Origin of the sequence: Streptomyces sp. NPDC047971 (genome assembly GCF_040653355.1) — a bacterium.
Classification (GTDB): Bacteria; Actinomycetota; Actinomycetes; order Streptomycetales; family Streptomycetaceae; genus Streptomyces.
Genome location: NZ_JBEZNW010000036.1, coordinates 23,614 through 37,719 on the forward strand (window position 1 = coordinate 23,614; position 14,106 = coordinate 37,719).

Consider the following 14,106-nt stretch of genomic DNA (forward strand, 5'->3'; position numbering starts at 1 on the left):
CTAGCGGCGCCGTCGCAGCTGGTGGGCCGCCGCCTCGGCGTCTCCTCGCCCCGCCCGGGCCGTCAGCCCCGCGACGATGCCGTCCTGGACCGACTCCGGCTTGTGGTTCGCGTACTTGAACTTGGCCCGCACCTCCGTCACGTCCAGGCGCAGCATCCGCAGGCCCGGCAGGAGCCGGCCGAAGGGAGCCTCGCCCGCGGCGACCGGGGCGGTGCCGCCCTCGGGCTGGAAGTGCGCCACCTGGCGGTTCAGCAGCTCCGCCTTCTCCGCCGGGTCGTCGACCACGTGCGCCGTGCAGCGCAGTTGGACCGCGGTGTAGAAGGACGTGGGGGTGCCGTGCTCGGCGGGGGCGCCCTCCGGCGCCGCCCACGGGCCGCGGACGAAGGCGTAGTCGTCGACGACGCTCAGCAGGACCGTGGGGTGCCGCTCCAGGGCGGGCCAGAGCGGGTTGGGGCGGGCGAGGTGGGCCAGGACCCGGCCGTGCGGGCCGGGCTCGGAGTCGTACCGGAAGTGCAGGGGCTGCACCCACGGCGGCTCGCCGTCCAGGCCGTTGACCGCCAGCTGGCCGAAGTCGTGGCGGGCCAGCCAGTCGCGCCACTCGCCGGCCTCATGGGCGGCGTCCCAGGGGTGTATGAGCATGGCGCGGCCCTTCAGAGGACGGAGAGGTAGCCGGGCAGGGGGATGGCCGGGTCGTGGTCGTCGGCGGGGACCGGCGTGCCGTACGCCTTCCGTACGGGGATCACCCCGCTCCAGTGCGGGAGGCTCGCGTCCTCCGGCTCGTCGTTGGGGCCGCCGGTGCGGACCTTGGCGGACACCTCGCCGAGGTCGAGGCGGAGGACGGCGGTGGCCGCCAGCTCCTTGGCGTTGGCGGGGCGGGAGTCGTCGGAGCGGCCCGGCACGACGTGGTCGACCAGGGCGTCGAGGGCGGTGCGCCGCTCCTCGGGGTCGGTGACCTGGTGAGCGGTGCCGTGGACCACCACGGACCGGTAGTTGATCGAGTGGTGGAAGGCCGACCGGGCGAGGACCAGGCCGTCGACGTGGGTCACGGTCAGGCAGACCCGCAGGCCCGGCGCCTCTCCGCCGCGGGAGCCCGCCATGCGCAGGGGCCGTGAGCCGGTGGAGCCGTGGACGTAGAGACGGTCGCCGATCCGGCCGTAGAGCGTCGGCAGCACGACGGGCGCGCCGTCGCGGACGAAGCCGAGGTGGCAGACGTACCCCTCGTCGAGTATCGAGTGCACCGCCGCACGGTCGTACGAGGCACGGTCGCGGGAGCGGGTCGGGATGGTCCGCTCGGTCGGCTCGTAGGAATCCGTCATTGCGCTCTCCATTGCACTAGTGCATAATCTGTTTTGTGCTAGGAGAGTATCGGATCGAAGGCCGTCGCGCATCGGAGATCGCCGCCAGCGTCGAGCGGGGCGTGGCGGACGGGGTGCTGGAGCCTGGGCAACTGCTGCCACCCATGCGGGAGTTGGCGACGACTCTCGGCGTCAACCCGAACACGGTCGCGGCCGCGTACCGGACCCTGCGGGAGCGCGGGGTCATCGAGACGGACGGGCGGCGGGGCAGCCGGGTGCGACTCAGGCCCGCGACGACGGCCCGCGGATCGATCCGGGTGGAGGCACCCGCCGGTGTGCGGGACGTCAGCAGGGGCAATCCGGACCCCGCCCTGCTGCCGCCGCTGGGTGGGGCGCTCGCCGAGGCGGCGCGGCGTGAGGCCGAGCGGCCCGGCATGTACGCGGAGGCCCCCGTCGACGAGGGGTTCGCCCGCCTCGCCCGCGCCGCGCTGGACGCCGACGGTGTCCCCGAAGGGCCGGTCGCGGTCGCCTCCGGGTCGCTCGACGCCATCGAACGGGTGCTGGCCGTCCATCTCAGGGCGGGGGACGCCGTCGCCGTCGAGGATCCGGGATGGGGAAGCCTGCTCGACCTCGTGCCCGCGCTCGGCCTGCGGCCGGTGCCGGTCGCGGTCGACGACGAAGGGCCGCTGCCGGAGGCCGTGGAGGCCGCGCTGCGGGAGGGTGTGCGCGCGGTGATCGTCACCGACCGCGCGCAGAACCCGACCGGTGCGGCCATCGGCGCGACCCGCGCCGCCGCCCTGCGCCGGCTCCTCGCCGGCCACCCCGACGTGCTGCTCATCGAGGACGACCACGGTCACGGGATCGTCGACCTGCCGCTCCACCCTCTCGCCGGAGTGACCCGTCACTGGGCCTTCGTGCGCTCGGTGGCCAAGGCGTACGGGCCGGATCTGCGGATCGCCGCGTTCAGTGGCGACCCGGAGACCGTCGACCGGGTGCTCGGTCGCCAGCGGCTCGGTCCGGGCTGGGTCAGCAGGCTGCTCCAGCGCACCGTCGCGCACCTCTGGGCGACCGGCGCGGTGGACGCGGCGGCGGTGGCGGGCTCCTACGGGGAGCGGCGCGACGGGCTCGTGCGCGCGCTGCGCCGGCGAGGTGTCGAGGCGCACGGGCGGAGCGGGATGAACGTGTGGGTGCCGGTCGCGGACGAGACGGGCGCGGTGACCCGGCTGCTCGGCGCGGGCTGGGCGGCGGCTCCGGGCGCCCGCTTCCGCCTGGCGACGGGCCCGGCCGTCCGGCTGACCGTCTCCGACCTGACCCCCGGCGACGTCGAGACCCTGGCCGACGCGGTCGCCGACGCGGCGGGACCGGCGCCGGCGCGGAGCTACGGCTGAGGGTCGGTTCCCCGCGTTTCTGCGGGTGTTCCACGGGTGCTCTAGGGGTGGCGGGTCGTCGTGGCCGCGGGCTCGGGAGGCGCCGGTTCCGACGCGGCCGGCTCCGTCGGGACGGCGGTCGCGAGCACCACGCCGCGGGTGGAGCGGGGGCGGGTCTGGGTGAGGGCCGCCCCCGCCAGCACGATCACGGCGCCCACCGGGGTGTTCCAGCTCAGCTGCTCGTCCAGGACGGCGACGCCCGCCGCGGTGGCGATGACCGGGATGAAGTACGTGACCATCGCCGCCGTCGTCGGGCCCACCTCCGCGACCACGCCGTACTGCAGCAGCATCGCGTACCCCGTGCCCAGCGCTCCCAGGGCGATGACCGCGAGCAGCGGGACGGTCTCGATCGAGGACGGGAGCGAGGTGAACAGGGGCGTCACCACCGCCAGTTGCAGGGTCGCCAGGCCGACCTGGGACCCGGCGAGGGAGAGGTTCGACGCCCCGGTGCCCGTCAGAGTGCGGCGGACGTAGATCCAGCCGACGGCGTAGCTGAACGAGGCGAGCAGCGCCAGCATCGTGCCCGTGACGTCCAGTCCCGAGAAGCCCTGCCAGGCGCCGAGCACCGTCAGTACGCCGATGAAGCCGATGCCCAGGCCCGCCGCCCGCACCCGCGTCGGGCGGTCCTCCGAGAGCGCCACCAGCGACAGGACCATGCCCCACAGCGGCGTCGTCGCGTTGCAGATGCCCGCAAGCGTCGAGGGGATGGTCAGCTCCGCGTACGAGAACAGCGAGAACGGAAGGGCGTTCAGCAGGAACGCGGCGACCGTGAGGTGCAGCCACGTCCGGCGGCCGCGCGGCAGCCGCTCGCGCTTGAGGAGCATGGCGACGGCGAGCACCGCCGTACCGAACAGCAGACGGCCGAAGGTCACCTGGAACGGCGCGAACCCTTCCGTACCGACCTTGATGAAGAGGAAGCTGAAGCCCCAGATCAGGGCCAGCACACCGAAGCGAATCCGCCAGTCGACCGTCATGGGATCCAGCGTGACGGCTGCCATCTCGTAGAACAAGCGAGATTAATTGAATCCGTTCGCTTAGCATTGCTTACATGTTGAACCTGGAGCGCCTGCGGACCCTGGACGCCGTCGCACGGCACGGCTCCGTCAGCGGAGCCGCCGACGGACTGCACGTGACGACCTCGGCCGTCTCCCAGCAGCTGTCCAAGCTGGAGCGGGAGATCGGCCAACAACTGCTCGCCAAGAACGGCCGGGGCGTGCGGCTGACCGATGCGGGACTGCTCCTCGCCGAGCATGCCGCACGCATCCTCTCCCAGGTCGAGGTGGCGCAGGCCGACATCGAGGCGCAGCGCGGACAGGTCGTGGGCGAGGTGCGGATCGCGGCCTTCCCGACGGTCGCGCGCGGGCTGCTGCCGAGCGCCCTCGTCGCGCTGCGCACCGCCCACCCCGAGCTGCGGGTGAGGACGGCCGAGCTGGAGCCGGAGCAGAGCATCCGCGAGGTGCTGCGCGGCGACGCCGACCTCGCCATCGTCCTCGACTGGAGCAACAAGCGGGCGCCCGTGCCCGGAGGGCTGGAGCGCGCCCACCTCCTCGACGACGCGGCGGACGTCGCCATGCCCGCGGACCACCCGCTCGCCTCGCGCGACGAGGTGGACCTCGTGGACTTCGGCGACGAGGAGTGGGTCTCCTGGCCGGAGGGCGAGTTCTGTCACGACTGGCTGCTGTTCACCCTGCGCTCGCAGGGCATGGAGCCGCGCATCGCCCACTTCGCGGGGGAGCACCACACCCAGCTCGCGCTGGTCGCCGCCGGGTTCGGTGTCTGCGTCACACCACGGCTCGGGCGGGGCCCGGTCCCGGAGGGCGTCGCGTTCGTCCCCGTACGGCAGAAGATGCGCCGCCACATCTACGCGACCTGGCGCACCGACGCCGACCGGCGGCCCTCGATCCGGGCGGCGGTGGAGGCGCTCCGGAGCGCGGGGGAGCCCCTGAACAGCTGAGGCGCCGGGACGGCGCGAGGGCGGATGGGGGCCGCGCGCTCCCGCGCGGGGTACCGGCCGCCCCGGGCGCGGCGGACCCGGAGCCGCGATCCCGGAGCGGGTGAGGGGCGTGCCTGCCCCCTGAGCGGGTGGGGGCCGCGTCCCTCGGGCGGGTGAGGGGCATGCCCCTCAGAGCGCCGCCAGTTTTCGGAAGTCCCACGAGGCCACCGCTTCCGGCGTCAGCTTCAGCCAGGCGTGGCGGCCGTCGTGCGGCATCGTGTCCAGGCCGAAGTTCTTCGCGGCGAAGAGTCTTTCGGGGACGTCGAGTTCGGGGCAGGGCTCGCCCGTACGCGGGGCCTCGCCGACGAAGACCGCCGTGCCCGACAGCTCGGCGCCGCGCAGCTCCCCGTACTCCTCGCCGTCGTCCACCACCACCGCGATCCGGGGGTTGTCGCGCAGCTCCGCCCACCGGCGGCTGCGGGTGATCGAGTAGAGCCAGAGCGAGGTCCCGTCCCAGACGAACCAGAGCGCGCCGACATGCGGGCGGCCGTCGGCCGAGACCGTCGCCACCCGGCAGGTGCGCTGCTCGGTCAGGAAGGTGTCCAGCTCGGCCGGGGTCATCATGATCCGGCGTCCCCGGCGCTGTGCGACGGTCATCGTCCGCCCCCTTCTGGCATTCTGATGAAGTGTCAGAAATCATGGAGGCTCTTCCCTCCGGAGGCAAGGGTGGCTAACCTCGCCCGCCCGGAACGCGACACAGGGGGGACCATGACCAGCACACATCAGCGGGCACAGCTCCAGGAGCAGCTCGACCCGGCCGGCACGGTGCTGCTCACCGTCGAATGCCAGGAAGGTGTCGTGGGGCGCGACAGCGCGCTGCCCGAACTCGCCACCGCCGCGCGGGCCTCGGGTGCTCTGCGGAACGTCGCCCGGCTGGTCTCCGCCGCGCACGAGGCCGACGTACAGGTGGTGCACGCGGTCGCCGAGCGCCGACCCGACGGCCGCGGCGCCAACAACAACGCCCGACTCTTCCGCGCCGCCGCCCGACTCCCCGTACAACAGCACAGCGGCAGCACGGCGGTACGCATCGCCGCACCGATCGAGGTCGCCGACCAGGACCTCGTCGTGCGACGGCTGCACGGCCTGTCGCCCCTCGCCGGCACCGACGTCGACCCGCTGCTGCGCAACCTCGGCTGCCGCACCCTCGTCGTCACCGGCGTCTCCGCCAACGTGGCCGTCCCCAACGCCGTCTTCGACGCGGTCAACCTCGGCTACACGGTGGTCGTACCCGGGGACGCCATCGCGGGGGTGCCGGCCGACTACACCCCCGCGATGATCCGTCACACGCTCGCGCTCGTCTCCACCGTCGCCACCACCGACGAGGTGCTGGACTGCTGGAAGAGCCCCCGGCGCGTCACGCGAGCGTGATCGAGTCCCCCTCGACCTTGATCGGAGTGGGCGGCAGCGGGGCCGTGGCCGGCCCGCCCTTCACACTGCCGTCCGAGGCGTCGAACAGACTCTGGTGGCACGGGCAGGTGATGACGCCGTCGGCGACGCCGCTGACGGCGCAGCCCTGATGGGTGCACTTGGACGAGAACGCCTTGAACTCACCGGCCTTCGGCTGGGTGATCACCACCCCCTGACCCTCCAGCACCTTGCCGCCGCCCACCGGGATGTCCGCGGTCTTCGCCAAGGGCGCGCCCGGCTCCTGTGGTGCGCCGCCCGTACCGCCGCCGCCCGAGTCCCCGTCCGCGCCGCATGCGGTCAGTACGGCCACCAGGCCCATGCCGCCCGCAGCCGAGACCACCGTCCGGCGTGCCACTCCACTCATGTGCTCCCCTTGCCTTTCGATCACATCGAGGCGATCACCCTGTCAGGAGTCAGTACGAGCCCGCACCCGGAAACGTTCAACGCGGGATGACATCGCCGACGCGGTCCGCCACCTCGCGCGCGAGAGCGACGGGATCACCGGACGGAGCCGTCGGGTAGGTCCGGTGCCCGCGCGCCCAGGCGTCGTCGCTCGCGAACCAGTCGATCGCGACCGGAGCGGTGCCGTTCACCAGCGCGGAGTCGAGGCTCGCGAAGTACGCCGCCCAGCGCGGGGCGTAGACGTCCTGGACGAGCCCCGCCCACTCACGGTTGGCGTAGTCGCGCAGCCCGCCCGTCTCGCTCGGCACCCGGCCGCCCCACGTGGTCAGGATCGAACGGGCGTCGTACTCCAGCCGGTCCCGCTCGGCCGGATCGGCGCCCCAGGAACGGGCGTCGGCGAGCCACGGGCCGAGCAGGAACCGGCGATCGGAGCCGACCAGCCGCCCGAGCAGCTCCTCGTCGGCGTTCCACTCCCGCACCAGCGCCCGGAAGCCCGCCAGATCCCCGGCCTCGTACGCCGCCCTGACGCGGGGCAGCAGGACGCGGGAGCGGTTGGTCAGCGCCTGCCGCGCGACGTCCACGAGGTCGAAGCGGTACGCGTCGGTGGTCCTCAGCTCGGGCGCGACCTGGAGCAGCTCCGCGAGCGCCCGCTCCACCGAGGCCGCCTCGTACCGCATGCCGCTCGGACTCCAACGGGCCGCCTTCGTCGCCGTCAGGCTCGGCCGCGCGGCGAAGAGGCTGTCCTGCGGCTCGCTCCAGGTACCCGTACGCGCGCTGTACGGGCCGAGGCGCAGCTGCTCCCAGGCGGCCGCCGCATGCGGGTCGGGACCGCCGTACCGCCGGGCCGCGTACGCGGCGAACCACGCCCGCTGGTCGATCGGTCCGGGCTGCCAGGCCAGTTCGGTGAAGAGGTCGAAGGCGGCCGGATTCCCGCCGGTGCCCTCCGGGAGGTAGGCGATGCCGCGCAGGGCGCTGTTCGGCTTGGCCAGCCAGGTATGGAAGCGGCTCACCCACGCTCCGGTGTTGGCGCCGAGACTGGTGTGACCGCCGAAGTTGGGGATGGAGCCGAAGGCGTACGGCGTACCGCCCCACTGTGTCTCGCGGTCGAGGCCGTCGTAGCGGTCCGAGAGTCCGTCGACGATCAGCACCCGGTCGCGGTCCACGCCGCTCAGGAGGGTCGCGGTCGGGTTCGACTGCCAGCCGAGCATGACCCAGGTGGCGCCCGGACGCGCCGCCTCCAGGGCCCGTTGGACGGCGCCGGCGGCGCTCGGGACGTCGACCTGTCCCGCGGTGCCGCCCTCGTGCAGCAGATCCATCTTGAACATGTCGCTGTCGCCGAACTGCCGCTGCTGGACGCGGTAGTAGGCGGCGGCCAGCCGATCGAAGACCGGTCCGGTAGGGTCCAGCCAGTCGGGACGGTCGAACCCCAGCCACCTGCCCTGCGGGACGGTGACCGCGCCCGGGTTCCGGGCGGCGAAGTCCGGTGGCACCGTGCCGAAGAAGCCCGGCAGCACCGGCGTCATGCCCAGTGAGCGCAGGTGGCCCGCGATCCGGCGCCCGAGCGCCGCGCGGGCCTCGATCAGGTGCTCGGAGACCGGGCCGCCGAAGCCGGACACGTTCTGCAGCAGCCACCACGCCTGATGGGCCGGGCCGGGGATCCACGCGCGCAACTCCGCCGCGCTGTAGCCGAACTGCTGGAGAGCCCGGTAGGAGGAGTACTCGGCGCCGGTCGGGACGAAGACCTCGTTCACGCCGTGCAGCGCCATCAGGTCGATCTGATGCCGGTACGAGGCGAAGTCGCGGTAGGCGCCCGAGTAGCCCTCGTCGGTGTCGTTCAGGGCGTAGCGGTGGGGCACGGACGCCGAGCGGGTGACGGTGCCGGTGACGCCGGGGAGTGTGGCGGGGAGCCGGTCGAGGCTGTCGCCCGGCCACCCGATGTCGACCCCGGCGATCCGCTCCAGGTACCAGCCCACTCCGGTGAGCAGCGTGGCCGGGGAGGTGCCCCGGACCCGGATCGCGCCGGGCGTTCCGGAGACCGAGAAGAAGTCGCCGGAGGCCGGCCGCTCGACCGCCAGCAGGGTGAACTGCGCGGCGTGGGAGGGCAACAGGCGTTCCAGGCTCGCCCGCGCGGGCGCGGGGTCGAAGGCGGGGGCCGTGACCGGGAGGTCGGCGGGGGCGGCCGGGGCCTCGGCGGGGGCGCGGGTGAGCGCGTCGGCGCGGGCGTCGGACCGTGTGCTCGCGGACGCCCGGGCCGACGCGTGGGCGGCGGCCATGGCGGGGGTGGGGGCCGGTACCGCCAGCGCGCAGGTCGCGGCCAGCGCGACCGCGACCAGCGCCCGGCGGCATCGAAGGACCAGGTCGGTGCCCATCTGGCTCCCTGCTCGGGTGATCGACGAATGGTGCGATCACTCTCCGCCGACCGCCCGCCTCGCGGCCGCAGGCGGAGCCGCGGACACCGTCCGGCTCATCCTCGCGGGTGCACGGGAGGGGACGCCGATCACGCGTTCGTGGACGCCCCCCGGCTGGGTTCCCCTGCTACATTCCCCGGCGTGACTGTCACCGGCACGGACGACCAGCCATGAGCACGGCACCCCGGGCCACCGGTCGGGCGCCCGCGCCGAGGCGGTCCATGTGGCCCCTGTACGCGGCCGGGTTCACCACCGCGTTCGGCGCCCACGGCATCGCCGCCAATCTCGGCGGCTTCTCGGACGACGCCGTCACCTCGCTGCTCGTCCTCGGCGGCCTGCTCGCGCTGTACGACGGCGCCGAGGTCGTCCTCAAACCCGTCTTCGGTTCGTTGGCCGACCGCATCGGCGCCAAGCCGGTGCTGCTCGGCGGCCTGACGGCCTTCGCCCTCGCCTCCGCGCTGTACGCGATCGCGGACAGCCCCGGATGGCTGTGGGCCGCCCGGCTGGGCCAGGGCGCCGCCGCGTCCGCGTTCTCTCCCTCGGCCTCCGCGCTCGTCGCCCGCCTCAACCCGGCCGCCAAGCGCGGACGCGCCTTCGGAGGCTACGGCTTCCACAAGTCCATCGGGTACACCCTCGGGCCCCTCCTGGGCGGGCTCCTCGTCTGGGCCGGCGGGCTGCGCCTGCTGTTCGTCGTGCTCGCCGTGCTCGGCCTCGCCGTCGCCCTGTGGGCCGCGGTGGCCGTACCCGCCGTGCCGCCGCTCCCGAAGCAGCGCCAGACCCTCGCCGACCTGGCCAGGCGCCTGGCCGACCGGACCTTCCTCGCGCCCACCGCGGCCCTGGCCGCGGCGACCGCCGCCCTCTCGGTCGGTGTGGGCTTCCTGCCCGTGTCGGGGGCCGCCGCCGGTCTCGGGACCGTGGCCACCGGAGCGGCCGTGTCCGTCCTGGCCGCGTCCGCCGCCGTGGTCCAGCCGTACGCGGGACGGGCCCTGGACGCCGGCCGCGTCAGCGTACGGGGCGGGCTCGCCACCGGCCTCGGCGTCACGTCCCTCGGCCTCCTCTGCGCGATGCTGCCCGGCCTGGCGGGCGTCCTCACGGCGGCGGTCCTCATCGGCGCGGGCACGGGGCTGATCACCCCGCTCGGCTTCACGGCGCTCGCCACGAGCACGCCCGAGGAGCGGATGGGCCAGACCATGGGTTCGGCCGAACTCGGCCGCGAGCTCGGCGACGCCGGAGGCCCGCTCCTCGTCGCCGCGGTCGCCACGGCCTCCAGCCTCACCTACGGCTTCGCGGCCCTCGCGCTGTTCGTGCTCGTCGTGCCGCTGCTTTCCATGAGGACGCGCCCCCGGACGGTCCCGGCCCCGGACTGACCTGCCGACCGGGCCCTACGCGGTCGTGTCCGCCGGGTCCTCGTCGGAGCCGATGATCGACTCCTCCAGCTTGCGCAGCAGCCGTGCGAGCTGGCGGCGTTCCGAGGGGGACAGGCCGCCGAGCATCCGGCGCTCGTTGTCCAGATGCTCGGCGAAGACGGTGTCCACCGTCGCGAGTCCCTTGTCGGTGAGACGGGAGTAGACGACGCGGCGGTCGTCGGCGTCCCGTTCACGGACGATGAGGCCGTCCTTCTCCAGGCGGTCGATGCGCAGCGTCACCCCGGCCGAGGAGACGAGGCCGGAGTCGGCGAGCTGGCCGGCCGTCAGCCGGTGCGGGTGTCCGGCCCGCCGGAGCGCGGTGAGGACGTCGAAGCCCGCCACGGACAGACCGTGCCGTTCGATCGAGGCCGTGAGCCGGGTGCTGTAGCGCAGGAAGGACCGGTGGAGACGGGCGAGGACCTCCAGCGGGCTGGTGTCCAGCTCGGGCCTCTCCCGTGCCCAGTCCTCGATCACGCTCGCGACGGCGTCTCGGTCCGACGGCCTCGATGCAGCCATGCTCTTCCCCTCGTCCGGCATGTCCCCCGAATTCTCACAGCGGTGAGAATCTTAGCCCTGAGGTGAAAGCGTGCGGTCGTCCGCTCCGGGTGCCTCAGGCGTTGAGCTCCTCCAGCGTCCTGCCCTTGGTCTCGACGGCGAAGCAGGCGATCGCGGCACCCACCGCGGCCACCACGGCGAGCTGCAGGAAGACGAGGGTGAGGCTGCCGCCCGCTCCGAGGATCGCGCCGACGGTCACCGGGCCGAGGATGACGCCGAGCCGGTTCCACACGCCACCGAACGCGGCGCCCCTGGCCCGGTTGGAGGTGGGGTACAGCTCGGGCGAGTACAGGTAGAGGCCGGCGTTGACGGCGTAGAGGAAGAAGGTCGTGCAGGAGGCGAAGAGCGCCACCTGGCCGCCCGAGGTCGCGCCGGCCAGGGCGAGCACGCCCAGCGAGAGCACGGTGCCGACGAGCGCGCCCGCGAGGGCGGGCCTGCGGCCGACGCGGTCGATCAGGAGCGCGACGATGAGTGTGCCGAGCAGGCCGGTCACATTGCTCAGCAGGGTGTAGACGAGGGCGGTGGTCAGATCCAGGCCGAACGTCTTCGTGTAGAGCGAGGGCAGCCAGGTGGAGATGCCGTGGTTCACGTAGTAGGCGACGAACCACAGACCCGAGAGGACCGCCGTCCGCCGGAGGTAGCGTCCGCGGAAGAGGTCGAGCAGGCGGCCGCGGGACGTCTCGTCGGACAGCTCGGCGGCGGGGGCGGGCAGCGGCCCGGCGGTGGAGCGGGCGACCTCGGCCTCGATGCGCGCGATGACCTCCTCCGCCTCCTGGGTGCGTCCGCGGGCCAGCAGCCAGCGCGGTGACTCGGCCACGTGGCGGGGGAGCGCGGCGGCGAGCAGGACCGGGATGGTGCCGATGACGAACATCGCGCGCCAGCCGAGGTTCGGGACCACCCACACGGCCACCAGCGTGGCCGCGGCGAGTCCTGCGGGGAAGATCATCTCGTACAGGAGGACGAACCGGCCCCGCTTGTCGGAGCGGGCGATCTCGTTGATGTAGGTCGCGGCGACAGGGACGACGCCGCCGATGCCGAGACCCTGGACGAACCGGAAGAGCGAGAAGGTCTCGATGCCGCCGGAGAGCGCGACCGCGAGGCTGGCGAGGCCGGTGATCCCGACGCCGAGGGCGACGGTACGGACCCGGCCGATCCGGTCTCCCAGCCAGCCGGCGCCGAGGGCGCCGAGCAGCATGCCGAGGGAGGCGGCGGTCACGGCGAGGGTGGCCTGCCCGGTGGTCAGATGCCACTCCTTCATCAGCACGGGCAGCGCGGACGCGGCCAGGAGCTGGTCGAACGCCTCGAAGAAGGTGACGGCGCCGATCAGGAAGCGGACCTTCACGTGCCACCGGGAGTGCGGAAGCCGTTCGAGTCGCGCGGCTACGGAGCCGATGGCCTGCTTGCCGGCCACAGTCGTCATGGAGGGGGTCCTTCCGCGGGCAGGGGAGTTGCCGAGACAGTAGGGGTCCATATCTAAGCGGTCAATGGTTAAGCGCCTAGAGATCTCCGTCTCGCAGGCCCGACGACCATCTTCGGTTCCCTGAAGGTCGTGCTCAAGGCCGATTCGGCAACGATCTCGACTCAGGGGCTTGTCGAGAAATAGTTAAGCACTTAGATTTCTAGTGCTTCGACGATTCCGGTGACGGGATCGCGCCGGATTCGTCCGTGCCCGGAGCCGACTCCCCTTCCGCCGCCCGCCCGGAGGTCCACCCGTGCCGCTCCCTTCCACCGACATCCTGATCGCGGGCCAGTGGCGACGTGGTGCGGGCGAGCCCCTCGACACCGTCGATCCGGCGACCGGCCGGGTGCTCGCCACCGTGCGCTCCGCCTCCGCCGCAGAGGTCGCCGAAGCCGCCGAAGCCGCCGCGAAGGCGATGGCGGACCCCGCCTGGCGGGACATGCTCGCCCACCAGCGAGCCCGGCTCCTGCACCGGATCGCCGAGCTCACCGAAGAGGCCGCCCCCGAACTCGCCGCCCTGCAGACCGCCGACACCGGCAAGACCCTCACCGAGACCAGGGCCCTGGCGCTCAGCGCGGCGGGAACCTTCCGCTACATGGCCGCCGCCCTGGAGACCGCAGAGGACGCGGTCACCCCGTCCCGAGGCCCGTACGTCACCCTGAGCGTCCACGAACCGATCGGCGTGGTCGGCGCGATCAACCCGTGGAACTCACCGGTCGCCAGCGACGCGCAGAAGATCGCCCCCGCGCTCGCCGCCGGCAACGCCGTCCTCCTCAAGCCCGCCGCCTGGACCCCGCTGGTCTCCCTCGCCCTCGGGCGGCTGATCACCCGGGCACTCGACGAGTTCGGCCTGCCCACCGCCCTGCTGTCGGTACTGCCGGGCAGCGGGAGGGTCGTCGGCGACGCCCTCGTACGCCACCCCCTCGTCGCCCGGATCGGATTCACCGGGGGCACCGAGACCGGCCGCTCGATCGCCGCCGTCGCCGCCGGGAAGCTCGTCCCCGCCTCGCTGGAGCTGGGCGGCAAGTCGCCGACCGTCGTGCGCGCCGACGCCGACATGGAGCAGGCCCTGGCCGGAGTGCTGTTCGGGATCTTCTCGTCCAGCGGCCAGTCCTGCATCGCCGGATCGCGTCTCTTCGTGGCACGCGAGATCTACGACACCTTCGTCGGCGAACTCGTCGAGCGCGTCCGCAAGCTCCGCGTCGGTCCCGGCACCGATCCGGCCACCCAGGTCGGGCCCCTCGTGCACCACCGCCACCGCGACTCGGTCGCCGCCTACGTCGACCTCGCCCGCTCCGAAGGCGCGCGCGTGCTGTGCGGTGGGGCCGCGCCCGAGGGCGAGCGGTACCAGGACGGCGCGTACTACCTCCCGACCGTCCTGGACGGGCTGTCCAACACCTCCCGCACCTGCCGGGAGGAGATCTTCGGTCCCGTCCTCGTCGCCCTGCCCTACGACGACGAGGACGACCTCGTCCGCCAGGCCAACGACTCCGTGTACGGACTTGCCTGCGGCATCTGGACCCGCGACCTGCGCGCGGCCTGGCGGATCGCCCGCCGGATCGAGGCCGGCACCGTCTGGATCAACACGTACAAGCAGTTCAGCGCCTCCACCCCGTTCAGCGGGTGGAAGGAGAGCGGCCTCGGCACGGAGAAGGGCCGGGACGCGATCCGCGCCTACCAGCGACAGAAGTCCCTGTACTGGGGCACCTCCGACCTCCCCCTGCCCTGGGCCAACTGACCCGGCATCCCCGCCG

At 73.3% G+C, this 14,106-nt stretch carries 13 protein-coding genes; 5 read left to right on the plus strand and 8 right to left on the minus strand.

The features are described from left to right. Positions 1-639 (minus strand): FMN-binding negative transcriptional regulator, encoded by a 639-nt coding sequence (locus AB0D99_RS27705; RefSeq protein ID WP_362367880.1) that lies wholly within the window; start codon positions 637-639, stop codon positions 1-3. An 11-nt stretch (positions 640-650) separates the two neighbouring features. Beyond that, positions 651-1,316 (minus strand): pyridoxamine 5'-phosphate oxidase family protein, encoded by a 666-nt coding sequence (locus AB0D99_RS27710; protein WP_362367883.1) that lies wholly within the window; start codon positions 1,314-1,316, stop codon positions 651-653. A 35-nt stretch (positions 1,317-1,351) separates the two neighbouring features. Between AB0D99_RS27710 and AB0D99_RS27715 the strand changes: the two genes are divergently transcribed. Next, entirely contained in the window at positions 1,352-2,683 is a 1,332-nt protein-coding gene (locus tag AB0D99_RS27715) for an aminotransferase class I/II-fold pyridoxal phosphate-dependent enzyme (protein ID WP_362367886.1), read from the plus strand. Between the two features lie 41 nt (positions 2,684-2,724). On the opposite strand, the gene AB0D99_RS27720 is transcribed toward AB0D99_RS27715, so the two are convergent. Continuing rightward, positions 2,725-3,696 (minus strand): DMT family transporter, encoded by a 972-nt coding sequence (locus AB0D99_RS27720; protein WP_362367889.1) that lies wholly within the window; start codon positions 3,694-3,696, stop codon positions 2,725-2,727. A gap of 74 nt (positions 3,697-3,770) precedes the next feature. On the opposite strand from AB0D99_RS27720, the gene AB0D99_RS27725 reads away from it, so the two are divergent. Then, positions 3,771-4,676 (plus strand): LysR family transcriptional regulator, encoded by a 906-nt coding sequence (locus AB0D99_RS27725; protein WP_362367892.1) that lies wholly within the window; start codon positions 3,771-3,773, stop codon positions 4,674-4,676. A 168-nt stretch (positions 4,677-4,844) separates the two neighbouring features. Here the strand turns inward: AB0D99_RS27725 and AB0D99_RS27730 are convergent, their stop codons facing one another. Then, positions 4,845-5,312 (minus strand): pyridoxamine 5'-phosphate oxidase family protein, encoded by a 468-nt coding sequence (locus AB0D99_RS27730; RefSeq protein ID WP_362367895.1) that lies wholly within the window; start codon positions 5,310-5,312, stop codon positions 4,845-4,847. Between the two features lie 111 nt (positions 5,313-5,423). Between AB0D99_RS27730 and AB0D99_RS27735 the strand changes: the two genes are divergently transcribed. Continuing rightward, complete coding sequence (locus tag AB0D99_RS27735) at positions 5,424-6,083, plus strand: cysteine hydrolase (protein ID WP_362367898.1); 660 nt, start codon at positions 5,424-5,426, stop codon at positions 6,081-6,083. On the opposite strand, the gene AB0D99_RS27740 is transcribed toward AB0D99_RS27735, so the two are convergent. Together AB0D99_RS27740 and AB0D99_RS27745 are read right to left on the minus strand one after the other, a co-directional pair. Further along, the gene (locus tag AB0D99_RS27740; protein WP_362367901.1) at positions 6,070-6,486 is read right to left on the minus strand and encodes a Rieske (2Fe-2S) protein; all 417 of its coding nucleotides are present in this window, start codon (positions 6,484-6,486) and stop codon (positions 6,070-6,072) included. The genes AB0D99_RS27735 and AB0D99_RS27740 overlap by 14 nt on opposite strands. Before the next feature lie 76 nt (positions 6,487-6,562). Beyond that, on the minus strand, positions 6,563-8,893 hold the full coding sequence (locus AB0D99_RS27745) for an alpha-N-acetylglucosaminidase (protein WP_362367904.1): 2,331 nt from the start codon (positions 8,891-8,893) through the stop codon (positions 6,563-6,565). A gap of 209 nt (positions 8,894-9,102) precedes the next feature. Here AB0D99_RS27745 and AB0D99_RS27750 point away from each other — a divergent pair, with 209 nt between their 5' ends. Next, entirely contained in the window at positions 9,103-10,299 is a 1,197-nt protein-coding gene (locus AB0D99_RS27750; RefSeq protein WP_362367907.1) for an MFS transporter, read from the plus strand. Between the two features lie 15 nt (positions 10,300-10,314). Here AB0D99_RS27750 and AB0D99_RS27755 read toward each other — a convergent pair whose 3' ends face one another. Both AB0D99_RS27755 and AB0D99_RS27760 read right to left on the minus strand, forming a co-directional pair. Beyond that, on the minus strand, positions 10,315-10,854 hold the full coding sequence (locus tag AB0D99_RS27755; RefSeq protein WP_362367910.1) for a MarR family transcriptional regulator: 540 nt from the start codon (positions 10,852-10,854) through the stop codon (positions 10,315-10,317). 94 nt (positions 10,855-10,948) lie between these two features. Continuing rightward, entirely contained in the window at positions 10,949-12,313 is a 1,365-nt protein-coding gene (locus AB0D99_RS27760; RefSeq protein WP_362367913.1) for an MFS transporter, read from the minus strand. 292 nt (positions 12,314-12,605) lie between these two features. Here AB0D99_RS27760 and AB0D99_RS27765 point away from each other — a divergent pair, with 292 nt between their 5' ends. Then, positions 12,606-14,090 carry an aldehyde dehydrogenase gene (locus AB0D99_RS27765; protein WP_362367916.1) on the plus strand — a complete coding sequence of 495 codons (1,485 nt, stop codon included), beginning with the start codon at positions 12,606-12,608 and terminating at the stop codon, positions 14,088-14,090. Positions 14,091-14,106: the final 16 nt, after the last annotated feature.

What these genes read in the sequence shown, in the direction of transcription:
- AB0D99_RS27705 (WP_362367880.1), bottom strand. Translation starts at nt 639, where the DNA reads ATGCTCATACACCCCTGGGACGCCGCCCATGAGGCCGGCGAGTGGCGC.
- AB0D99_RS27710 (WP_362367883.1), bottom strand. Translation starts at nt 1,316, where the DNA reads ATGACGGATTCCTACGAGCCGACCGAGCGGACCATCCCGACCCGCTCC.
- AB0D99_RS27720 (WP_362367889.1), bottom strand. Translation starts at nt 3,696, where the DNA reads ATGACGGTCGACTGGCGGATTCGCTTCGGTGTGCTGGCCCTGATCTGG.
- AB0D99_RS27725 (WP_362367892.1), top strand. Translation starts at nt 3,771, where the DNA reads ATGTTGAACCTGGAGCGCCTGCGGACCCTGGACGCCGTCGCACGGCAC.
- AB0D99_RS27730 (WP_362367895.1), bottom strand. Translation starts at nt 5,312, where the DNA reads ATGACCGTCGCACAGCGCCGGGGACGCCGGATCATGATGACCCCGGCC.
- AB0D99_RS27735 (WP_362367898.1), top strand. Translation starts at nt 5,424, where the DNA reads ATGACCAGCACACATCAGCGGGCACAGCTCCAGGAGCAGCTCGACCCG.
- AB0D99_RS27740 (WP_362367901.1), bottom strand. Translation starts at nt 6,486, where the DNA reads ATGAGTGGAGTGGCACGCCGGACGGTGGTCTCGGCTGCGGGCGGCATG.
- AB0D99_RS27745 (WP_362367904.1), bottom strand. Translation starts at nt 8,893, where the DNA reads ATGGGCACCGACCTGGTCCTTCGATGCCGCCGGGCGCTGGTCGCGGTC.
- AB0D99_RS27750 (WP_362367907.1), top strand. Translation starts at nt 9,103, where the DNA reads ATGAGCACGGCACCCCGGGCCACCGGTCGGGCGCCCGCGCCGAGGCGG.
- AB0D99_RS27755 (WP_362367910.1), bottom strand. Translation starts at nt 10,854, where the DNA reads ATGGCTGCATCGAGGCCGTCGGACCGAGACGCCGTCGCGAGCGTGATC.
- AB0D99_RS27760 (WP_362367913.1), bottom strand. Translation starts at nt 12,313, where the DNA reads ATGACGACTGTGGCCGGCAAGCAGGCCATCGGCTCCGTAGCCGCGCGA.